Genomic DNA, 20,099 nt, shown 5'->3' on the forward strand with positions numbered 1-20,099 from the left:
ACACCCTCCTGCTTACGCAGAATCTAGTGTGTTGCGTTCACCGGTTGAATCCACAGCCGAAAGCTGCCTTGTTATTGACTCACTACGAAGCTTGATTAGCCTTGTGCGGAGAGGCCTATGTAGCACCTGATCAAGTCATTTTCTCGTCGGCGGTTGTGAATGCGCTCCAGACTTCCTGCTGGGTACAGACAGCATGGTAATTTTTTTCAAACCGAAGGCAGTGCCGGCAGGGAAAGCATCCGGGGTTGTTCAAGCCAGCGTTCATCGCAATTGGCAAGCGTGCCGGCACGGTCGACGACCAAGAATTCGTCATCGTTATCCAGCGCCAGTACAGGGTGATGCCAGACGGCTCTACCATAGTTGATGCCTTGGCGGCCGTTGCTCAGAAATGCTCGCAGAGTGCGTTCATCCGGTGTCTCGCCACCAGTGGCCACCACAATCAGGAAGGCTTGGTTTTTCAGGGGAATGAATGCCTGACTACCATTCGGGTGGCGCTCGAGCATGCTTACGGTAAGTGGATAATCCAGCATTTTTGCACGGAAGATACTGATGATGCAGCGGCCATCTTCGGGTCCGGTATCGACCGTTGTCAGTTGATGGTAGCGCCGAGTCGAACCGTTATTGATCATGAAGTAGTCACGGTTCTCGGTTTCGATCACTTCGCCAAACGGGGCGAAGGCTTCTGCACTCAGAGGTTCAATCTTTAAAACTGGATTCATCTTAATTCTCTCGTTGGTCAGTGTGGAGGCGGTCGGCCTCGACGACTGCGAAGCGATCTAGCAGATCATCCATAGCTGCGGCATGTTGCATACGCAGAATGGCTTCGGCCAGCCGTAGGTCCTGGCGCCCCAGGGCATCCAGCAATAAGTGTTTTTCGCGAGCAAAACCTTTCTCTCTGCCCGAGCCGTAGCCGAAGCGCAGACGAAAGGCTCCAATTAGTTCCCAACCACGCAGGAACAGACGCAATGCCTCGGCATTACCGCCGAATGACACGACGCGCGCATGGAAATCGCGGTTAAGGCGCAGCCCCTTGCGAAATTTTCCGGTGTTGATAGCGTCCTGATAAGCGTCAGCCAGCGTTCTCAGCCCCTCGAGTTTGTCCAGAGTAATGCTTCGGATGCTGCGTCGCAGTGCGAAGATGCGCAACTCAGTGTTGATCTCGAAAAGATCGACGATGAAATGCCGATCCAGGGTGCGAACGAACGCGCCGCGGTTCGGCATTATCTCGACCAAGCCTTCACCTTCCAGTTTGCGCAGCGACTCACGCAGGGGCATGGGGCTTAGCGCAAACTGCTTTACCAGGCTAGAGACGATCAGGCGCTCGCCTGGGGCGAAGTGGCCGGAAAGAATGGATTGACGAATCAGCGCCGATGCTTGGTCAACCGAGGTGACGGCAGCTTCATCACCGACTTGCGGTGCGCGCCAGTCTTCTTCCAGCTCCGCCGAAGACTCGTTGTCAGGCCCCACAGAGCGGGGCATGCTCAATGACGCCGTTTGAGCATGGCGGTATGCTCGGCTTCGATAACTACTTCACCCTGCTGGTTAAGTAACCACAGGCGTTCTTCGACAATGCCGCATGGCTTGCTGCGGCTTTCTCGTTTGCCCTCAAAGCGCACTTTCACATGCAGCGTATCCCCCGGGAAGATCGGCGCATTGAAGCGGACATTGTTCCAGCCCAGTGATGCCACTGAGGTGTTCTCAAACAGCCGCAGTTCGGTCTTAAGACCCTCCATCAGCGCCAGGCCGTGCAAACCATGTGCGATTACTCGGCCAAAAGCGGTGCTTCGGCAATAGTCCGGATCAGTATGCAGAGGATGATGGTCACGCGTTAAGACGGCGAACGTTTTTACATCTTCAGCTGTGAGCATATGCGTAGCAGTGGTGATTTCACGGCCGATCTCGATATCTTCGTAATACAGGTCCACGGCCAAGGTTGAGGGCATGGCAGATCTCCTGTCAGTTGCAGCGCAGGCCAGCTGCATCTACGGCCTGGATGATTCGCTGGGCGACGTCGGGACGAATATCCAAGAGTGGTTTGCGAGGTCGGGCGCTGGCGATAACGCCCATGTGCTGAAGCCCGACCTTGAGTCGCGTGTGCATGTCGATCAGCGGCGGCGCGCCGTAAATCGTACGCACCAGCGGGTAAAGACGATCGTTTATCTGGCGCATTGCAGCCAAATCGCCGGCCTCGCTGGCTTGCCACAGGCTGCACAGCAGTTGGGGAATCATGCTGCCCATACCAGATAGAATACCGTCGGCGCCTGTTGCCATCTGAGCAAACATCCAGTGGTAGTTGGACGCCAGGATAGCGATGTCCGGGCGTAAGGCCTTGAGCGTGCGCCAATTGTCTTCGTACACGCCAATGTCGCCGCTACCTTCCTTGATAGCGATGACACGATCACGCTCGGCAAGCTCGACCAACACAGCCGTGCTGAAACCACTGCCCGACGCCAGCGACTGCTGGAATATCGAAACGGGCAGCGAGGTGGCGTTCAGTACCTCGTCCACCAAATCAAGAACATAGCGGGGGTCAGTAGCGGCACCCGCGGCGAATTGCGGCATGGGGAAGATCACGGCAACGTCAACGCCGTTCTGTTCCGCTTCTTTGGCCTGCTCCACAGCATCATTTGTCGAAAAGGCAATCAAGCCGGTCAGCAACGGCGTCGAATCGCCGATGAAGGTGCGTGTTCGCTTGATCACTTCAATGCGTTCCGCAGGAGACAAAGTCGCCCCTTCACCAGCGTGGCCATTGACGAAGATCGCGCTAACGTCCTCGGGCGTTGCGCAGTACTCCAACAGGCGGCTGTAGCTGGTCCAGTCAATCGCCAGGTCATCGGTAAAGGGCAGGACAGTCGCAACGGTAACGCCGCGTAGTGCCGGGTGAGTAACGCTCATACAAACTCCTGACAAGTAGGCCAATGGGTGGGCATCGTTCAGAGATATTCTTTTTCCAGTTGGCGGGCGATGATGAGTCGCTGGATCTGGTTGGTGCCCTCGTAGATTTGCGCCAGGCGCACATCGCGGAAAATGCGCTCAATGCGATATTCCTTCGAGTAGCCATTACCTCCATGGATCTGCAGAGCGTTGGATACGTGCTGCATGGCCATGTCAGTGGCAAACAACTTGGCGTGTGCCGCCTCCTTGGCTATCGGGAAGCCTGCATCGGCCAAGCGGGCGGCGTGATGGATCAGCAGGCGGGCAGCGGCGATGTCCTTGGACATATCGGCCAGCATGAACTGAATACCTTGAAACTTGATGATGGCTTCGCCGAACTGAACACGGCTGGCTGCGTATTCGATCGCATCCTCCATGGCGGCCTGGGCCATGCCCAGCGCCATGGCCGACATCAGCAAGCGCGAGAAATTGAAGTTACCCATGGCCATTTTGAAGGCTTCGTTCTCGCCACCCAAGCGGTTGCTCACTGGTACGCGGACTTGGTCAAAACTGATCTGGCAATCTTCCAAACCATGCATGCCCAGCAGTTCTTCGGACTTGCCCTTACTCACTCCTGGGCGATCAGTTTCGACCAGGATACAGCTAATGCCTTTGTGCCCCGCCTGGCGGTCAGTCTTTGCAAACACCATGATGAAGTCGGCTATGGCGCCGAAGGTCACCCAGGCTTTAGTACCGGTGATTACATATTCATCGCCGTCGCGCTCGGCTACGGTGCGCATAGCAGCAACGTCTGAGCCGCAGTCGGGTTCTGTCGCCGCAGTGGCCGGGATCAGGTCGCCGCTGAGGACACCACCGATCAGTCCGTGATGAAAAGCATTACCGTGCTGGTGCAGGAAGTGCGCCGCTTCGACCGGGATCGCATACGCATTACCCAGGGCTCCCGAGCCTCTGGCAATCTCTTCCATCACGATACATGCGCTGGTTGTGTCCATACCGCTACCGCCCGCGTTTTCAGCCAGCGAGACACCAAATAGGCCTAGCTCGGCCAAACCTTTGTACAGCGCTCGAGGGAATTGGTCTTCACGGTCTATGGCGGCAGCTGCCGGCTTGACCGCCGCTTCGACGAAACGGCGCACGCTGTCGAGCAGCATTTGCTGATCCTGACTATAGAAACGATGCATGGTGAATTCTCCTGATCACTGGTTTAGCGCAGATGGCAGTCTGTTATTCGTCGCAGGCGAGCCTGCCGGCGTGGGCCACTTCATTGGTTTGGCGCTCGAGGAAATACAACGCGATACAAGCGGGAGAAGCCCCATAAGCAGCGGCGACCGATGCTGTGATGAGAACAGCGGCATTTCGGCGCATCTGATCAGATCTGGGGTAGGCGTGCAGCTTTATGAATATTCTTCCCGGTGCCGCCTGATCACCAAAAAAACCTTCATGCCCGTAGTTTTGCGGCGTCACGCTGTGAAAGAACACCGTGATGATGCTGGCGGAGATGTCATAGGCGCGGGCCAGCGAATCAGTGATTGCCCTTGTGGCCTCGGTCCTTTGCGCAGTGTCAGCGTCGAAATCATACACCTCGATGTAAGGCACTCTCTCTCCCCCTCACAGCCGTGATCCGCTCGTTGAAAGCGACCAGCGCCAAATAATGTGGTGATAAGGTTGACATTCGGTTTGATCAAATGTCAATTTAAATACGAGATATTATATCTATGCATGGCGCACTTTGGCGGTAGTCGATCAATCGCTAATTTCGAGGGGGTGACATGGGCGAATTCAGGGGCAGCTACACGGTGATGGTCACGCCCTTCGATGAGGCTGGCCGAGTGGACGAGTCCCGTTTACGCAAATTTGTTGACTGGCAGATTAAGCAGGGTGCGCAGGGTTTGATTCCCCTCGGCAGCACCGGTGAATTCTTGTCGCTCACCCGAGATGAGCGGATTCAGGTTGCGGGCGTGGTCATCGACCAAGCCGCTGGTAGGGTCCCAGTTGTAGTGGGCACCGCTGCAGAGTGGACAGATGAGGCGGTAGCGTTCAGCCAGGAGGCTGAGCGTGCAGGTGCCGATGGCGTCATGGTGGTGCCGCCCTTCTACTCATCACCTAGTGCCGACGAAATCTTCGTGCACTACCAGCGGGTAGCTGAAGCTATAGGCCTGCCGGTTATGGTCTACAACAATCCAAATACTGCCAACGTCGATATCAGCGCAGATCTGGTAGCTCGCCTGGCCGAAATCGACAACATTTCCTACATAAAGGAGTCCAGCGGCAGCGTACCGCGAGTGAACGAGATTCTGCGTTTGTGCGGCGAGCGCGTGACTGTCTTTGCGGGTTACCACCCGTGGGAAAGTTACCTGGCCGGGGCACAAGGATACGTTTCGGTGTTTTCCAACATCGCGCCAGCGCTGTCAACGCAGCTATTCACCACCACGGTCGACCGGCAAGACACCCAAGCCGGACGAGCGCTTTATAACCGTCTACTGCCTTTGCTCGATGCCCTCAGCGGCGATCTTTACGTATCTGCAACCAAGGCTGCGCTGGCCATGATCGGCATGCCGGTCGGTCTGCCGCGAGCGCCTCGCCTACCGCTGCCGCAAGCCCGTATGACCGGGCTGCGCAGTGCATTGGAGGCGCTTGATCTTATCGTCAGGTCGTAGTGACCGCGGATGCGTATCGGATTGCTCAATCACCCCATTTGCAGGAAGACTCATGAAAAAGCTCACCCGTTTGCTCTGCTCGATGCTCGCTGCAAGCAGCGTTTCATTGTCGGCCGTAGCCGCCGAATACAACCTCAAGATAAGCCACTCGGCGCAACCAAGCGAACCCTACCAGATCGGGCTGCAAACCTTCGTAGAGCGCGTAAAGGTTCTGTCAAAAGGCCGCGTCGACGCCACTATCTATCCAAACAGCCAGCTGGGTAATGAGAAGTCTGTGACCGAGGGGCTGCTGCTGGGTACGGTCGATGTCGCTGTGTCGGCCAATGGTGTGCTCTATAACTTCGAACCCAGCGTCGGCATTTTTGATTTGCCTTACCTCTTCCCTGACCGCGCGCATTTTTACGCTGCACTCGACGGGCCGGTGGGTGACGAGCTGAAACAGAAAGTCTCCAAGCGAGGTTTCCATGTACTGGCTTACTACGATGCAGGTATCCGTCATCTGCTTAGCAAAAAGCCGGTCAACAGTATCGATGACTTGAAGAATATGAAAGTCCGCACCATTCAGGTTCCCTCTCATATCGCCGCGTGGAAAGCCTTCGGCGCAAACCCGACGCCAACGAACTACGACGAACTGTACGGTGCAATTGAGGCCGGTGTGGTGGATGGAGCTGAGGCAGCTAACTCCAACTACTACTCACAAAAGTTCTATGAGGTGGCACCGAACTATGCACAGATCTCATGGACGGCATTAGTAGCCGAGTTACTCATTTCCGAGAAGCGTCTCAAGTCGTTCCCCGAGGACATCCAGCAAGCGATCATTCAGGCAGCTAATGAGTCCGCACAAGTCGAGCGTAAGGCTTATGCCGACGGTGATGTAGCCCTGCTTGCGAAACTCAAGGAGGCTGGCGTCAACGTCACCTATCCAGACCTGGCTCCTTTCCGTGAAGCGGCCAAGAGTACATATGCCGAATTCGCCAAGACACCTGAGCAACAGCGTCAGCTGAAACTTCTGACCGGCGCTAACTGATCGGCTCCCTGGGGAATGAATCATGTCAAACAAACTACTGGCCGGTCTGCGTAAGGTAATCGATAGCCTGATTATCCTGCTGTACGGCTTCATGTGCGTGTCGATCCTGGTGCAGGTAATCGGTCGCTATGTGTTCAATTTTTCAACCGGGTCCATCGTCGAGGCCGCCACCTTCGCCCAAGTATGGATGGTGATGCTCGCAGCGGGCGTTGCGATGCGTATGAATCTGCACAACGCAATGGATCTGCTGGCTCAAAAGCTGTCACGACCGGTGTACCGAGCTCTGGTGGTGGTCAGCGCGGCAGCATGCCTGTGGTTTTTGGGAGTGACGTTGCTCGGCGGCTTACCTCTGCTGGAGATCGGCCAGTATCAGACGTCGCCGGCACTGGAAATTCCGATGTCTGTGCCTTACTACGCCATACCGGTGGGTTGCTTGTATTTCGCCCTTGAAATCCTGCTTTATGCAGTCAAGCGCTGGCGTGCCGGCAAGCCTGAAGAGCAGGCGCTCGATCAGATGGAGGTCAACTGATGATCATCGGTTTGGCCTTGGCGGCCTTTGTTGTGTTGATTCTAATTGGTACGCCTGTGGTGTTCTGTCTTGGCATTGCTGCAGCAATAGCCCTGATGGCCAGCGGTGTGCCTATGGCAATCGTCACCCAGCGTATTTATGGCGGACTGGAAAGCTTCACTATTATGGCGATTCCGTTTTTCGTGCTCGCCGGCTTGATCATGGAGAAGGGAGGAATTGCCCGTCGGTTCATCGATTTCGCTACGTCGCTCGTTGGATGGATTCGCGGCAGCCTGCTGTTCGTTTCGGTGCTGGCGTGCACAGGTTTCTCAGCAGTTTCAGGGTCAGGTTCGGCGGATACTGCGGCGATAGGTTCAATGACATTGCCGCAAATGAAGCGCCGCGATTACAACATTGATTTTGCCAGTGCGATCCTGGCCGCAGGCGGTTGTATAGGGGCGGTCATACCGCCGAGCATCATGATGGTAGTGATTGGCGCCATCTCCAATGTATCTATCGGTGCGTTGTTCCTGGGCGGTATCGTGCCGGGGCTGTTGATGTGCGCTGGGCTGATGTTTGCCTGTTACTGGCACGTGCGCAAAGGCGGTGCAGTTTACGAGGACAGTATTCCTTTCTGCTTCAAGCGGGTGATCAGCTCGGCCGTGTCAGCCATTCCTGCCGGCGTGATTGCAATCGTGTTGATTGGTGGGATCGTCGGCGGTGTGATGACGCCTACTGAGGCTGCGGGCGTGGCGGTGTTCATGAGTATTCTGGTCGGACGATATATCTACCGTGAACTGGAGTTTCGCGAGCTGCCAGGGATGCTTTTGCGCGCCTCGGCAATGTCGGCGGCGGTGATGGTCGTCATTTCCACCGCAAGCGTATTTGCCTGGCTGATCACCAGCCAGAACGTTCCGCAATTGCTAGGGGAATACTTGGGCGTCTTCGCCGACGACAAGATCCTGTTCCTGTTGGTGGTAAACGTTATGTTGCTGCTGATTGGCACCTTCATGGAGGGGATCTCGGCGATTCTGATCGTCATGCCGATGCTAATGCCCCTCGCACGACAGGTAGGGATTGATCCCGTGCACTTCAGCGTGATTGTGGTGATGAATCTGTCAGTGGGTATGTTGACGCCTCCTTATGGCAGCACCCTGTTTGTCGCTGCGACAGTGGCCGGGCGGAGTGTGGTGCAAGTCTCTCGACAGGTGGGATTGCCTCTGCTGGTTCTGGTCGTTGCATTGCTGATCACCACCTATTGCCCACTGCTGGTGACATGGGTGAATAACCTTCGTTAAGGAGCTTTGTAGCGCGCGGTATCAAACATACCGAGCGCCATCTCCTTGAATACCATGACTTGGTGTTCGGTAGCCGCTTGTTGCCGAGCCCCAGGCCAGGATGGCAAACCTGCAACGAAGGCAAGGACACCGTAGACCACCAGTGCACGGGTATCGTCGCAGGAGGTATGGGTTCGTACCCACTGCCACAGCGGTATCCGATAGCGCCAGCGAATATCTTCAATATGTCTCTGCTGATCGAAGCTTAGGTGCCTCAACTCCTGAGTGGCCAGTTGGGCCTCACGAGGGTGTAGGAGGACAAAACGGATGTAGTTCTCCAGATAGGTTGCGAGGCTACACCGTCCCGTTGATACAGCCTGATCCAAGGTGTCGGCAAGAGCCTCTTCATACTCCTCAATCAGATCAAATAACAATGCCTGCTTGCCATCAAAATGATGATAGAGCGCACCCACTTGAACACCGACCGAGGATGCCAGAGTCCTCAAGCTGACTGCGGCATAGCCTTGATCGGAGAACAAGATCAGGGCCCCGTCTCGCATGCGTTGTTGGGCAAAACCGGGAGTAGGGTTTTGGCTGTCAGTGTTCAATACAAGCACCTCGGTGAAGTTGATGGGTCGCTGTCGGGCTGGTCGTGGCGGCGGTGCGAAGGGCGAGAATCCACAACAGATTTGGCCCTCGGCGCGAATATTGATCAAATCCAAACAAAAAAACGGCAATGAATATCAAATATAATATTTGACGGCGCCTTTGTCATAAAATAATCTGTTTCCGTCAAGATTTTCAATCCGAAATAAACTTTAAAGTCATTGATTTGATCAAGAGTCGATATTTTTAAGTTAAGTCGTATCAATTTCGCTTGGTTGTCGCCGCCTCTGCCCCTCGGGAGGTAAGCAAACGCGTAACAGAGCCGGAATCGTGTCCACCGCGAATCAATCCAGCCACCCCCAAGTGTCGATGCCTGAGTGCATGCGTCCTGCCATTTATTCAAGACCGACTTTGTTTTGGGGAGCTCCATGCGTAAATTCACTGGTATCAAACTATTGTCCCTGGCCGCGTTGTCCTACAGCGGCTTAAGCAATGCAGCGTCAGACACCGGATTCATAGACGGCTCTACAGCAAGCCTGCAACTGCGTAACTTCTTCATCAATCGTTCCTAGAGTAATGAAGGTAATGCGCAGAACAAATCTCAGGAGTGGACGCAAAGTTTCATCTTCAATTACCGTTCGGGGTTTACCGAGGGCCCGGTAGGTTTTGGGGTAGATGTTTTAGGTAAGTGGGCGCTCAAGCTCGATGGTGGTCGGGGGACCACTGGAACCATTATTCCTGTGCGCGATGATGGTCGTCCGGCTGACGATTTCGGTCGCCTAGGCGGCGCGGCGAAGATGCGCATTTCCAAAACTGAACTGAAGTACGGCGAGTTCATGGTCGACACTCCAGTATTCGCTTCCGACGATGGGAGAGCGATTCCACAGACTTTTGAGGGGGGATTGGTGACATCCCGCGAAGTGGATGGTCTGATACTTTCAGCCGGACGCTTTAACCGCAGTGCGGCGCGGAACGACGACAGTATGGAAAAGTTGACGCTGAACCAGGTCAGCGGAAGTATCGGAGATCATTTTACCGTTGCAGGCGGTGACTACAGCCTCAATAACAAACGCACGACGCTGCGCGCATGGTATGGCGAGCTGGAAGATGTGTATAACCAGAAGTATCTGGCCGTCTACCACAACCAGGCAATCACAGACCAGCTGGCGTTGAGCGCCAAGGTTCAGTATTTCTGGGGCGACGAGGCGGGAAGCGCGAAGGCAGGGGACGTCAACAACAAGACCTTCTCCTCGATGTTCTCCGTACTGTACGGGGCGCATACGTTTTCGCTGGGTCTGCAGAAGGTTGATGGGGATAACGGTTGGTTCAAGGTCGGGAATAATGCTGCGGGGATTCTAGTCAACGATACCTTCAACAACAGCTACGACAATCCGCACGAGAAGTCATGGCAACTGCGCTACGACATCAACATGGCCCCCTATGGTGTTCCTGGACTGAGCTTTATGACCCGCTACCTAAAGGGTACCAACGTAAAGACCTCGCAGGTTGACTATGGGAGCGAGTACGGGCGCGAGTCGGAGGTGGCTTATGTTGTGCAGTCGGGGACCTTCAAGGACCTTTCAATGCGGTGGCGTCAGTCGACAATCCGACGCGATTTCGGCACCAACGAATACAACGAAAATCGGGTTATCGTGAATTACCCCATCTCTCTCTTGTAAGCCTCTTTGCGCCGCCGCTATGCATCGCGCATTGATGCCTGGCGGCGGTCAGCGACGAGATCTCAGTCGGCGCGCTGGGCCATACGTGACATGAGATCCTCAATGGCGCCTGCTTGCTGCAGGCGAATAGCTGACTCAGCCATCGCAATATCCTGCCGGTATAGCGCGTCGACTAATATGCGGTGTTCACGCATCAGGTTGCGTTCCCGATTCGCGCCGTAGCCAAATTGCATGCGGAAGGCACTGATCAACTCCCATCCGAGATTGAAGATACGCAGCGCCTCCTTATTGCCGCCCAGCTCGACCACTCGTGTGTGTAGTTCGCGGTTGATCCTTACGCTCGAAGCGCGTTCGCCACTTTCTACCGCCTCGTCGAAAGCATCACAGAGCCGCTGTAGCTCCTCGATTTTGCTCAGGGTAAGCGTGTGCGCGTGGATGCAGCGTCTGATAGCGAGTATCTGTAGCTCGGCATTAATCTCCCAGCAGTCCTGAATGAACTGGCTGTCCAGTTTGCGCACCGTAGCGCCACGGTTAGGCTCTATTTCTACCAGCCCCTGACCTTCGAGTTTGCGCAGTGCTTCACGCATTGGCATGGCACTTATGTTGAGCTCTTTGGACAGCTCACCGACTTTGAGACGCTCACCAGGTGCGTACTTCCCCGTCAGAATGATGGTTCGGATGCGCTCAACAGCCTGATCGACGGCATTGTTACCGCTCTCGTCCTGTTCGGTATTGCTGCTCATGTATGTGGTTCCGGTTTGGTGCAGAGCCCGTCACACGAGTGCGTGCGAGAGGTATCCTGAGGGTTCAGGCGACTGATTTTCACTGACCGGCGCAGTGCCTTCAAGCGGCGATTGAAAAAAGCTCCGCTGAGGTAGGGAACAGCGGGCGCGGTATACAGCCACCGAGCCCGCAACAGGTGTTAGAGCACCTGAGAAAGGAAGGTCTTGAGCCGCTCAGTTTGCGGCGCGTCGAAGATCTGTGAAGGTGGACCATCCTCGACAACACGGCCATGGTCCATAAACACCAGGCGGTCAGCGACTTGCCGAGCGAAGCCCATTTCGTGAGTAACGCAGACCATGGTCATGCCTGATTCAGCCAGCTCGACCAGGGTATCAAGTACTTCCTTGACCATTTCCGGGTCAAGCGCCGAAGTGGGCTCATCAAAGAGCATCAGCTTGGGCTTCATGCACAGCGCCCGTGCAATCGCTACACGTTGCTGCTGGCCCCCCGACAACTGGCCGGGGTACATGCCGGCCTTGTCGGGAATGCGCACGGTGTGCAGGTAGTGCATGGCCAACTCCCTGGCCTGTTCACGGGACATTTTGCGTACCCAGACTGGGGCGAACATGCAGTTCTCCAGGACAGTCATGTGTGGGAACAGGTTGAACTGTTGGAAAACCATGCCGATATCCGCACGAATGCGGTCCAGCTCGCGTGGTAAGGAAATGTCTGTACGATCAACCAGGATGGTTCCGCCCTGAAATGACTCCAGGCCGTTGATGCACCGCACCAGAGTCGACTTCCCCGAGCCCGATGGTCCGCATACCACGACCTTTTCTGCTTTGCGTACGGTCAATGTCACGCCGTGGAGGACCTGGGTGTTGCCGTAATATTTATCGACATCAAGGATGTCCACAAGAATTGGGCCTTTGCCTGGCGGAGGCATGGGTGTCGTGCTAGTCACTGAGTTCACGCTCATCGTTCGAGTCCTCGCACGGGTTCAGGCAGCGACTTTACAGCGGGAGCGCCTTGGGGTGTCGGGCGGATATGGGCGCGTGAAAAACGCTTCTCCAAGCCGCGCTGGATGACGTCCCACACCGAAGTCAGAATCAGATAGAACACCGCTGCTGCGGCATAAACCTCCAAAACCTGAAAATGTTCTTGCATCAACATGTCACTGCGCCGCATGACTTCTTCAACCGAGATGACTGATGCTAGAGAAGTCGCCTTCAGAAGCGAGTTCACCGAGTTTCCGAGCGGCGCGATCATCAGCCGGAACGCCTGCGGCAATGTAATGCGCAGGGCGATCAGCCAACGGGGAACCCCAAGTGCCCAGGCAGCCTCGCGCTGTCCGTCGGGAATTGCCAAAAATCCGTTGCGCACGATCTCGGCCATGTACGCCGACTCGTTCAGGATTAAACCGATCAGTGCTGACTCGAGCACGCTGAACTTGATGCCGAGCTGCGGCAGTCCTGTATAAATAACAACCAGTTGGATCAACAACGGCGTGCCGCGAAAGAACCAGATGTAGAAGCGCGCAAAGTAAGCGGCAAGGCTATTTTTCGACATGCGCAGCATGGCGATCAACATCCCCAGCAACAAGCCGCCTATGACTCCAGCTATGGTTAGCCAAAGGGTGGTCACCACACCGCCAACAAGGAAATCGTTGAACAGGTAACCGAAGAATGCAGAGATATCGAATTTCATCGCCAGACACTCTCCATCGGTCAGGTCGGGCCGGGGCCGTCAATGCGAATAGTGTCTTGCGCCGGTAATGGGGTCAGACTGAATTTCTCGAACAGGGCCTGGTAGCTCCCATCAGCACGCATTTCGGTCAGTGTCTTGGCCACGGCTTCGGCAACCGCCTTATTACGAAACGCCATTGCAGTGCGGCTCAAGCCTTGACCGGGCAGCACTTCAGTTACGCGCTCACGCTTGACCAGATCGCGGGCAACGCTGTCTACCAGTGCCGAGTAGTCGACCTGTCCGGCGAACATTGCAGAGATCACGTTGGTGGCCGTCGGGAACGAGCGCAGTTCCATTTTCTGAAGGCCTTTGGCAACAAGCGCTTCATTCTGTTTTTGAAGGAAGCTGTACTGGTAGCTGTTGGCCTCGACTGACACCGATTTGCCTGCCAGATCGTCCAGAGAACCCAGTGGCTTGGCGTCCTTCGGGTTGGCAACCACCGACACAGACTGCACGCTGTAAGGCACCAGATACATCAGCTTTGAGCGGTCTGCGGTCCAGAACATCCCGGTGTTCATACCGTCGATTCGGCCGGCGTTCATCGCCGGGATCATCGCGGGAAAGTCCATGCGTACCAGTTCAATGTTGGTGCACAGACGCTTGCTCATGGCCTCCGTCAGTTCAACATTGAGGCCTTGCAGCTTTCCGTCTTTGTCCACGAACTGCTGTGGCGGATTGGTCGGATTGATGGACAGTTGCAACTTGCCAGGCTCAATCAGGTTTTGCTCGGCAATGCCTGGGGTGCAAGCGTTTGCAGCAGATGAAGCCAGCAGCAAGGTAGCTGCGATACCGAAAGCAGGAATACGACTGAACATGATCTTTACCCAAATTGGTTTATTTCACGGATGCAATTATCTCGCCGGGCTGGCCGTATCAACGTCCCGCCCGGCAATTGCGTTCAGGGCAGTTCTTTCAATTGCAAACGGGTGAAGTTCTTGACGAAGGGGGCGAAACGACCGAACCCCTTCACTTTTAAGAATTGCGGGGTGTCATAAGCCCAAGTGCCTTCGACCCTGTACATCGCGGCATATTTTGGTCCCTCCCCCAGAGAGACGAAGCGTTTGATTGGAGTCCAACCCGGGCAGGCCGCAAGGTCTGGAAAGTGCTCATGCTCGTACCAATGATTGAAGTCCTTCTCGTGGGCGGGGTCGATGTCTACTCGCACGATGTGAATGAACGATTCGTCAGTCATCCGGTTGCTCTCATTGGGGCTTGCGTCGAGGGAATTTCAGCGTCGCACGTGCCTTAAGTATTTCTTGGCCAGACTCATTGCACGCGCTCGCCTCCCAGATCAGCGTCCGGTTTTCTTCGACCTTTTCGGCAATCCATACTTCGAAGGTCAGGGTGTCGCCGTAGAACACTGGACCGGTGAACCAGAAGCGATCTTCGATCGACACACCGATGATGCCCGCCAATTCGCTGGTCAGGATGCTGGTGCACAATCCCGCGACCATGATCCCTGGTGCCAGGCGTTGGCCAAAACGGGTGCTGCTGGCGAACATCTCGTCAATGTGCACCGGGCCAAAGTCGCCGGTGGCTGCGATGTAGAGGGAGCCATCGGCTTCAGTGATGGTTTTGCCGATACTGACGCGGTCGCCGACGCTCAGGTCATCAAAAGATTTGAGGTCATACATGCTCAGCCCAACCCGTTGAAAGCAACCAGAGTCGCACTGCCTGTGAAAACTAAGACGCCGGAACCGACCACGGTGCCTGTAATTGTGCAGTGCACAGTGGTGCCATCGATTGCTTCGACCACTGCTTTAGCTTCAAGGGTGTCGCCCACAAGTAAAGGTGCAGGAAACTTGACATCAAAGCTGGCAATACGGCGGCTCGCGCCACCCAGACGATTGATGCAGGTGGTCGCCAGAGATGCGGCTGCCAATTCAAAAACCACCATGTTGGCCGCACCAGCTTGTTGTGCCTTGACCTTGTCCACGTAGAGTGGTGCCATGTTGCCGCTAATGCCGGTGAACATGGCTTGCTCAGCGACGCTCATTGTCTTGCGGAAAGAAAAAGAACTACCCAAGCTGAGCTCATTGATTTGTGACATGGTTCGACTCCTTAAAGGTTCAGGCCGTTCTTGATGGTGCTACGGGCAATCAGCATCCGGTGGATCTCCGAAGTCCCGTCATAGATTCGGGTAACACGTGCATCCCGGTACATCCGCTCCAACGGCAATTCCTTGGCGTACCCCATGCCACCGAAGACTTGGATGGCGCGGTCGATCACCCGGCCCTGCATTTCTGAGGCCGCGACCTTGATCATCGAGACTTTATCTCTAGGCTCCAGACCTTGATCGATTTCCCAAGCAGCGTTGAGCACCATCATCTTCACCCCGAAGATTTCCGTGGCGGAGTCGGCGATCATTTTCTGCACCATCTGGAAATCGCCAATAGGCTGGCCGAACTGACGTCGTTCGCCGGCATACACGCGCATCATCTCCATGGCACGCTGAGCCATGCCCACTGCGCGAGCACCGATGTGGGCCAGACGAATCTGCAACACGCTTTGCATAATCAGTTTGAAGCCGTTACCGATCTCGCCCAGTACAGCGTCTTTCGGAATACGACAGTTCTCGAAAAACAACTCGGCGTGGCCGTAGCCGCGGTGCCCCATCATGGGTTGAGTGCGGGCCATGGTGAACCCGGGATGGCCTTTGTCGATCAGGAATAGGGTGATGCCACCGCGAGATCGTTTTTCCCGGTCGGTCAACGCCATGACAATGGTGTAGTCGGCGATATCCCCGTCACTGATGAAGTGCTTGCTGCCATTTATGACCCATTCATCACCGTCCAGGTGCGCAGTCGTGCTGATTGATGCCGCGTCTGAACCGGCTCCTGGCTCGGTGATAGCCATGGCACAGATTTTCTCGCCACGCACAGTAGGCATCAGGTAGCGTTCGATTTGCTCGCCATGACAGGCCATCAACATCGGATAAACTTGGCCAAATACTCGGCGGATCAATGCATCAGTGGTCTTGCCCAACTGTTCTTCAACTAGGCAATGCTCCAGACATGTAAGCCCACCGCCGCCCACTTCTACGGGCATGTTCATGGCAAACAGGCCAAGCGCCTGAGCCTTGCCACGCACTACTTCAAGCAGCTCGGCGGGAACATGACCTTCACGTTCGACGATGTCTTCGAGGGGCTGCACCTCAGTTTCGACGAAACGCTGGACAGTATCTGCCAGCAACCGGGTGTCATCCGGCAGGGAAAAATCAATCATCATGGATCTCGTATGGTTCAGGAATGGGGTGTGTCGCTACCAGGCGCGCCAACTACGCCTTGCTCAATCAGTGTCTGCTGGCGTTCGGCGCTATAGCCCAGTTCATCGAGCACCGCCTTGCTATCTGCACCCGGACTCAGTGGCATACGCTTGAGTTCAGGAATGTGCCCGTCATAGCGCAGAGGGTGGCGAATCAGCGTGGCTGCCTTGCCGTGGACGTCGATCTGTTCGAAGGTTGAGTTATGAACGGCTTGCGGATCGATCAACAGCTCCTCGTAATCCTGTACCCGCTCATGCCAGATCGAATATTCGTCAAAACGCGTCGCCAGATCGACGAAGCGCCAGGGGGCAAGTATTCGTGCCACAACTTCGGCATAGCGATCGCGTTCCAGATAGCGGTCGATACCTTGGAGTTCACGCAGTTCATCGCTGTCCAGTGCTTCTGCCAGACGTACCGGGTCGTTCATCGACAAAACAATACGGGCGTCCTGTAGCTCATATAGGCCATACGGAGCGTCGTGATACCAACTGCCGACGTTGCGCCCGCGCCTGAGCAACTGCTGACGGTTCGGGCTGGCGTAGTACTTGGTCAGCGCCTCGACCTGCAGGTCGATGGCGGCGGCAAACAGACTGCTCTCGACGCGAGTGCCTTCACCTGTTTGCAGCTTCTTGACGTAGGCTCCCAGAATGCCCATGGCCAATAGTGATGCACCGTGTTGATCGACTACCGCTGCGCCGACCACATTAGGCCCTTGGTCACCGCCGCCGGTGACGGCCACGAGCCCAGAGCGGGCTTGCATCAACAGGTCTTGGCCGGGCCGTTTGGAAGCGGGTCCGCTAGTGCCCAAACCTGAGGCCGATGCATAGATGATTCCGGGATTGATCGCTTTGACCGCTTCGTAACCCAGCCCCAAGCGATCCAGCACGCCGGGGCGGTAGTTTTCCAGCACGACGTCAGCATCGCGAATGAGGTCTTGGGCGATGGCCAGACCTTCGGTGCTTTTGAGATCCAGCGCGAGGCTACGTTTATTGCGGTTGACCGCCAGCGAGAAGGCGCTAACACCTTCTACATAGGAGTTGCCACCGGACCAATGACGCTCGAATGCGCCTTTGAGCGGTTCGACTTTGATCACATCAGCGCCCATGTCGGCCAAGAACTGGCTGCACACCGGACCTTGCAGATAGTGGCAGAAGCTCACGACCCGCATCTTCAAGGCTAACCCCTCACTCATGAGACTGCCCCTATCGCTTTGCTAGCCAGAAGTTGCTCGACCTCCGTATCGCTGTAGCCTGCGGCAGCGAGAATTTCACGGGTTTGTGCGCCAAGTGGTTGCGGTGCCATCCTGATATCCGGGGCTTTGCCGTCAAAACGCGCTGGAAGGCTGATGACCGTGATCGGCGTGCCATGGTCTCCCGGTATTGTCTGGAAAACCTGGTTATGAATAAGCTGCGGATCTTTCTGCAGGTCTGCGTAGTCGTTGACCGGGGCGTTCCAGACGCCGGCGGCATCCAACAGCGGCAACCAGTGGGCGGTGTTTTGCTCAAGCAATCGCGCCCCGACCATAGCGGCGATTTCTTCACGCCGGGAAAAACCTTCGCTTTCGTCGATAACGCTTAGCGCTGGCAAATTCAGTGCCTGCGCCAAGGCGCCATTGGCAGCCATGCTAATGGCGATGTATCCGTCCGCGGTGGGGTGGATGCCATGGGCTCCGCCGCTGAACCATGCAGCGATATTGCCGGGACCCCGCGAGTGTTCGGAAGGCGCGCCGTTAAGCCAAGCTGTTAAACCTTCACCTTGCAGGTCAATCGCTGCTTGATACAGGTTAACCTCGACCAGCCGACCTTCGCCGGTCTTGGCTTTGTTGTACAAGGCTGCGCAGATACTCATGGCGTAGATCATGGCGGCGTGTTGATCAACGATCACCGGGCCTGCCGGGGTTGGCTTGCCGTCGGCATCACCGGTTCTTGCAGCAAGACCGGAGAGCGCTTGCAGCAAGAGATCCTGGCCAGGGCGTTGCTTGTAGGGGCCGTCAGATCCAAAGCCACTGGCAACTGCATAGATTAGCCCCGGATTGATCGCTTTCAGGGCTTCGTAACCGAGGCCAAGCTTTTCCATGGTGCCAGGTCGGAAGTTTTCCATCACAACATCGGCGTCGGCGACCAAGCGTTTGATTACCGCCAAGCCTTCTGGACTCTTCAGGTCCACGGCCAGGCTTTTTTTGTTGCGACCGGTGGCCAAGTGATTGACGCTATACCCATCGACGAAGTGATTGGCCACTGCCCAGTTGCGCTGAAAAGCACCTTGCAAAGGCTCGATGGCGATGACATCGGCACCCAGGTCGCCCAGCGTCTGGGCGGCCATAGGACCGGCGAGAAAGTGATTGAAGCTCAGGACCTTGACGTTGTTCAGCACAACAGACCTCACCATTAATGAGTGAAATGTAGAGGGCAGATTTGCAACAACAAGAGTGGGCGGCGTACCGCGACCAATGCACCCATTCGTTATGATCGGAATTACCGGCAGTGATGGATGGCATGGGGATGTCGATGTGTTGAATGAATACTATGGCCTGATTCCCGTAGAGCTAAATATTGGTTTCAATTATTTTAGTGCTATAGTTGATAACCAAAACCTATAGATATTCTTGTCACCTACTGGGAATGCATCATGAATTTGCGTCAGCTGGAGATTCTTCGATCCGTCATGCGCACCCGCTCAACCGTCGCAGCTGCCCGTGATCTGGGCATGTCACAACCGGCAGTCAGCAACGCGATCAAAAGCGTGGAACTGAATCTGGGTTTTTTGTTGTTCGAGCGGATCAACAAGCGCTTGATACCTACACAGGAGGCGCAAATCCTGCTGGAAGAAGCGGAGCCGTTGTTTCTGATCAAGGAATTAATCGACCAGACAGCCACTCAGCTTCGCTCGGGACGGCGAGGGCGAATGCGGATTGTGGCGACCTCCGAGTTGTCCGAATCGTTGTTGCCACAAAGTCTGGCGCGCTTTCGCAGCCTTCACGACAACGTCGACATTTCCCTGGAAACGCTGCGCCTAGACAACGTGCTGGAATACGTAGAAACCGGTGTCGCCGATATCGGCTTCGCTATCGAACCGCAACCACGAAAAACGCTGGAATACCTCCCGTTGGCAGACCTTGACATGGTGTGTGCTTGCCATGTGGAAAGTCCACTGGCAGCGTTCGAGACCATTACACCCCGCGACCTCCGCGGCTATCCACTGATTAATGCGCGGACCTCCAGCCGTATCAGCAATATGGTGTTGGGGGCTTACAGCGAGTGCGAGGAAAATTACACACCCTCCATTGATGTGCGGTTCATGAATGTCGCCGCGCACTTTGTTGAGGAAGGGCTAGGGGTGTCCATCATCGACCAACTGACAGCGTCGTCCAAGCGCTATACCCGACTGCAGGGGGTGCGATTCGAGCCGCATATCCAAGCAACTGTTTCTGCGATCGTTTCACCGGATCGGCTGCAGCAACGCCTGACCAAGTCACTGATCGGCCATGCCCGTGACGAAATTCAACACCGTATTTTGGCCCGTTGAAGTTACGGTCTGAGAAAGTCACAGCTGATTGATTGTCGCCGCTGCCATCATAAAAGTCGATGTACTGTTAAATAACTCGGAATTTAAGCAGGACACTGATTTCGATCTTGTTAAAAACGCCATTCCCAACATTCAGATCGAAATCGATACCGCCCAAAGCAGCCTTTAGCTTGTGGATTCAACCGGTGAAT

The 20,099-nt window shown here is 55.5% G+C and carries 22 protein-coding genes and 1 pseudogene; 6 read left to right on the top strand and 17 right to left on the bottom strand.

Annotated features, from left to right (window positions below; genetic code table 11):
- Positions 1–206: 206 nt before the first annotated feature.
- The 6 genes from ACUCV0_RS23365 to ACUCV0_RS23390 are packed head-to-tail and all read right to left on the bottom strand — an operon-like array spanning position 207 to position 4,491.
- Positions 207–719 (bottom strand): ureidoglycolate lyase, encoded by a 513-nt coding sequence (locus tag ACUCV0_RS23365; RefSeq protein WP_158896306.1) that lies wholly within the window; start codon positions 717–719, stop codon positions 207–209.
- A 1-nt stretch (position 720) separates the two neighbouring features.
- Complete coding sequence (locus tag ACUCV0_RS23370; protein ID WP_482213871.1) at positions 721–1,479, bottom strand: GntR family transcriptional regulator; 759 nt, start codon at positions 1,477–1,479, stop codon at positions 721–723.
- 2 nt (positions 1,480–1,481) lie between these two features.
- Positions 1,482–1,943 (bottom strand): MaoC family dehydratase, encoded by a 462-nt coding sequence (locus ACUCV0_RS23375; protein WP_158896302.1) that lies wholly within the window; start codon positions 1,941–1,943, stop codon positions 1,482–1,484.
- 13 nt (positions 1,944–1,956) lie between these two features.
- A complete protein-coding gene (locus tag ACUCV0_RS23380) occupies positions 1,957–2,895 on the bottom strand; it encodes a dihydrodipicolinate synthase family protein (RefSeq protein ID WP_158896300.1) in 939 nt (312 codons plus the stop codon).
- 38 nt (positions 2,896–2,933) lie between these two features.
- Positions 2,934–4,076, bottom strand: coding sequence for an acyl-CoA dehydrogenase family protein (locus ACUCV0_RS23385; RefSeq protein WP_158896298.1), 1,143 nt, complete (start codon positions 4,074–4,076; stop codon positions 2,934–2,936).
- Positions 4,077–4,119: 43 nt separating this feature from the next.
- The gene (locus ACUCV0_RS23390) at positions 4,120–4,491 is read right to left on the bottom strand and encodes a tautomerase family protein (RefSeq protein WP_482213872.1); all 372 of its coding nucleotides are present in this window, start codon (positions 4,489–4,491) and stop codon (positions 4,120–4,122) included.
- A 173-nt stretch (positions 4,492–4,664) separates the two neighbouring features.
- Between ACUCV0_RS23390 and dapA the strand changes: the two genes are divergently transcribed.
- From dapA to ACUCV0_RS23410, 4 genes are read left to right on the top strand one after another with little or no spacing between them, the layout of a single operon-like run.
- On the top strand, positions 4,665–5,552 hold the full coding sequence (dapA, locus tag ACUCV0_RS23395) for a 4-hydroxy-tetrahydrodipicolinate synthase (protein ID WP_482213873.1): 888 nt from the start codon (positions 4,665–4,667) through the stop codon (positions 5,550–5,552).
- 52 nt (positions 5,553–5,604) lie between these two features.
- Positions 5,605–6,579: a TRAP transporter substrate-binding protein gene (locus tag ACUCV0_RS23400; RefSeq protein ID WP_158896292.1), complete on the top strand. Its 975-nt coding sequence runs from the start codon at positions 5,605–5,607 to the stop codon at positions 6,577–6,579.
- A 22-nt stretch (positions 6,580–6,601) separates the two neighbouring features.
- A complete protein-coding gene (locus ACUCV0_RS23405) occupies positions 6,602–7,108 on the top strand; it encodes a TRAP transporter small permease (protein WP_158896290.1) in 507 nt (168 codons plus the stop codon).
- The gene (locus ACUCV0_RS23410; protein WP_482213874.1) at positions 7,108–8,385 is read left to right on the top strand and encodes a TRAP transporter large permease; all 1,278 of its coding nucleotides are present in this window, start codon (positions 7,108–7,110) and stop codon (positions 8,383–8,385) included. The genes ACUCV0_RS23405 and ACUCV0_RS23410 overlap by 1 nt, the downstream gene beginning before the upstream one ends.
- Here ACUCV0_RS23410 and ACUCV0_RS23415 read toward each other — a convergent pair.
- Positions 8,382–8,972: a TetR/AcrR family transcriptional regulator gene (locus ACUCV0_RS23415; RefSeq protein ID WP_482213875.1), complete on the bottom strand. Its 591-nt coding sequence runs from the start codon at positions 8,970–8,972 to the stop codon at positions 8,382–8,384. The genes ACUCV0_RS23410 and ACUCV0_RS23415 overlap by 4 nt on opposite strands.
- 426 nt (positions 8,973–9,398) lie before the next feature.
- Here ACUCV0_RS23415 and ACUCV0_RS23420 point away from each other — a divergent pair.
- Positions 9,399–10,649: pseudogene (locus ACUCV0_RS23420) on the top strand (OprD family porin).
- Between the two features lie 62 nt (positions 10,650–10,711).
- On the opposite strand, the gene ACUCV0_RS23425 reads toward ACUCV0_RS23420, so the two are convergent.
- From ACUCV0_RS23425 to ACUCV0_RS23470, 10 genes are all read right to left on the bottom strand, one after another.
- The gene (locus ACUCV0_RS23425) at positions 10,712–11,392 is read right to left on the bottom strand and encodes a GntR family transcriptional regulator (protein WP_158896284.1); all 681 of its coding nucleotides are present in this window, start codon (positions 11,390–11,392) and stop codon (positions 10,712–10,714) included.
- A 179-nt stretch (positions 11,393–11,571) separates the two neighbouring features.
- Entirely contained in the window at positions 11,572–12,351 is a 780-nt protein-coding gene (locus ACUCV0_RS23430) for an amino acid ABC transporter ATP-binding protein (protein ID WP_158896282.1), read from the bottom strand.
- Positions 12,348–13,079, bottom strand: coding sequence for an amino acid ABC transporter permease (locus ACUCV0_RS23435; protein WP_158896280.1), 732 nt, complete (start codon positions 13,077–13,079; stop codon positions 12,348–12,350). Before ACUCV0_RS23435 ends, ACUCV0_RS23430 begins: the two co-directional genes overlap by 4 nt.
- A gap of 20 nt (positions 13,080–13,099) precedes the next feature.
- Positions 13,100–13,933, bottom strand: a complete 834-nt coding sequence (locus tag ACUCV0_RS23440; protein WP_482213876.1) for an ABC transporter substrate-binding protein — start codon at positions 13,931–13,933, stop codon at positions 13,100–13,102.
- Between the two features lie 83 nt (positions 13,934–14,016).
- Positions 14,017–14,310, bottom strand: coding sequence for a DUF4286 family protein (locus ACUCV0_RS23445; RefSeq protein ID WP_158896276.1), 294 nt, complete (start codon positions 14,308–14,310; stop codon positions 14,017–14,019).
- A gap of 10 nt (positions 14,311–14,320) precedes the next feature.
- Positions 14,321–14,752 (bottom strand): MaoC family dehydratase, encoded by a 432-nt coding sequence (locus ACUCV0_RS23450; protein WP_158896274.1) that lies wholly within the window; start codon positions 14,750–14,752, stop codon positions 14,321–14,323.
- 2 nt (positions 14,753–14,754) lie between these two features.
- Positions 14,755–15,168 carry a MaoC family dehydratase gene (locus tag ACUCV0_RS23455; protein ID WP_158896272.1) on the bottom strand — a complete coding sequence of 138 codons (414 nt, stop codon included), beginning with the start codon at positions 15,166–15,168 and terminating at the stop codon, positions 14,755–14,757.
- 11 nt (positions 15,169–15,179) lie between these two features.
- Positions 15,180–16,343 carry an acyl-CoA dehydrogenase family protein gene (locus tag ACUCV0_RS23460; protein WP_158896307.1) on the bottom strand — a complete coding sequence of 388 codons (1,164 nt, stop codon included), beginning with the start codon at positions 16,341–16,343 and terminating at the stop codon, positions 15,180–15,182.
- A gap of 17 nt (positions 16,344–16,360) precedes the next feature.
- Positions 16,361–17,575 (bottom strand): CaiB/BaiF CoA transferase family protein, encoded by a 1,215-nt coding sequence (locus tag ACUCV0_RS23465; RefSeq protein ID WP_158896270.1) that lies wholly within the window; start codon positions 17,573–17,575, stop codon positions 16,361–16,363.
- The gene (locus ACUCV0_RS23470; protein WP_218580194.1) at positions 17,572–18,756 is read right to left on the bottom strand and encodes a CaiB/BaiF CoA transferase family protein; all 1,185 of its coding nucleotides are present in this window, start codon (positions 18,754–18,756) and stop codon (positions 17,572–17,574) included. Before ACUCV0_RS23470 ends, ACUCV0_RS23465 begins: the two co-directional genes overlap by 4 nt.
- A 255-nt stretch (positions 18,757–19,011) precedes the next feature.
- On the opposite strand from ACUCV0_RS23470, the gene ACUCV0_RS23475 reads away from it, so the two are divergent.
- Positions 19,012–19,908 (top strand): LysR family transcriptional regulator, encoded by an 897-nt coding sequence (locus ACUCV0_RS23475; protein WP_482213877.1) that lies wholly within the window; start codon positions 19,012–19,014, stop codon positions 19,906–19,908.
- Positions 19,909–20,099: the final 191 nt, after the last annotated feature.

Source organism: Pseudomonas sp. VMV1 (assembly GCF_056790235.1).

Excerpts from the sequence above, each read along its gene's own strand:
- ACUCV0_RS23365 (WP_158896306.1), bottom strand. The coding sequence starts at position 719 with ATGAATCCAGTTTTAAAGATTGAACCTCTGAGTGCAGAAGCCTTCGCC.
- ACUCV0_RS23370 (WP_482213871.1), bottom strand. The coding sequence starts at position 1,479 with ATGCCCCGCTCTGTGGGGCCTGACAACGAGTCTTCGGCGGAGCTGGAA.
- ACUCV0_RS23375 (WP_158896302.1), bottom strand. The coding sequence starts at position 1,943 with ATGCCCTCAACCTTGGCCGTGGACCTGTATTACGAAGATATCGAGATC.
- ACUCV0_RS23380 (WP_158896300.1), bottom strand. The coding sequence starts at position 2,895 with ATGAGCGTTACTCACCCGGCACTACGCGGCGTTACCGTTGCGACTGTC.
- ACUCV0_RS23385 (WP_158896298.1), bottom strand. The coding sequence starts at position 4,076 with ATGCATCGTTTCTATAGTCAGGATCAGCAAATGCTGCTCGACAGCGTG.
- dapA (WP_482213873.1), top strand. The coding sequence starts at position 4,665 with ATGGGCGAATTCAGGGGCAGCTACACGGTGATGGTCACGCCCTTCGAT.
- ACUCV0_RS23400 (WP_158896292.1), top strand. The coding sequence starts at position 5,605 with ATGAAAAAGCTCACCCGTTTGCTCTGCTCGATGCTCGCTGCAAGCAGC.
- ACUCV0_RS23405 (WP_158896290.1), top strand. The coding sequence starts at position 6,602 with ATGTCAAACAAACTACTGGCCGGTCTGCGTAAGGTAATCGATAGCCTG.
- ACUCV0_RS23410 (WP_482213874.1), top strand. The coding sequence starts at position 7,108 with ATGATCATCGGTTTGGCCTTGGCGGCCTTTGTTGTGTTGATTCTAATT.
- ACUCV0_RS23425 (WP_158896284.1), bottom strand. The coding sequence starts at position 11,392 with ATGAGCAGCAATACCGAACAGGACGAGAGCGGTAACAATGCCGTCGAT.
- ACUCV0_RS23430 (WP_158896282.1), bottom strand. The coding sequence starts at position 12,351 with ATGAGCGTGAACTCAGTGACTAGCACGACACCCATGCCTCCGCCAGGC.
- ACUCV0_RS23435 (WP_158896280.1), bottom strand. The coding sequence starts at position 13,079 with ATGAAATTCGATATCTCTGCATTCTTCGGTTACCTGTTCAACGATTTC.
- ACUCV0_RS23440 (WP_482213876.1), bottom strand. The coding sequence starts at position 13,933 with ATGTTCAGTCGTATTCCTGCTTTCGGTATCGCAGCTACCTTGCTGCTG.
- ACUCV0_RS23445 (WP_158896276.1), bottom strand. The coding sequence starts at position 14,310 with ATGACTGACGAATCGTTCATTCACATCGTGCGAGTAGACATCGACCCC.
- ACUCV0_RS23450 (WP_158896274.1), bottom strand. The coding sequence starts at position 14,752 with ATGTATGACCTCAAATCTTTTGATGACCTGAGCGTCGGCGACCGCGTC.
- ACUCV0_RS23455 (WP_158896272.1), bottom strand. The coding sequence starts at position 15,168 with ATGTCACAAATCAATGAGCTCAGCTTGGGTAGTTCTTTTTCTTTCCGC.
- ACUCV0_RS23460 (WP_158896307.1), bottom strand. The coding sequence starts at position 16,343 with ATGATTGATTTTTCCCTGCCGGATGACACCCGGTTGCTGGCAGATACT.
- ACUCV0_RS23465 (WP_158896270.1), bottom strand. The coding sequence starts at position 17,575 with ATGAGTGAGGGGTTAGCCTTGAAGATGCGGGTCGTGAGCTTCTGCCAC.
- ACUCV0_RS23475 (WP_482213877.1), top strand. The coding sequence starts at position 19,012 with ATGAATTTGCGTCAGCTGGAGATTCTTCGATCCGTCATGCGCACCCGC.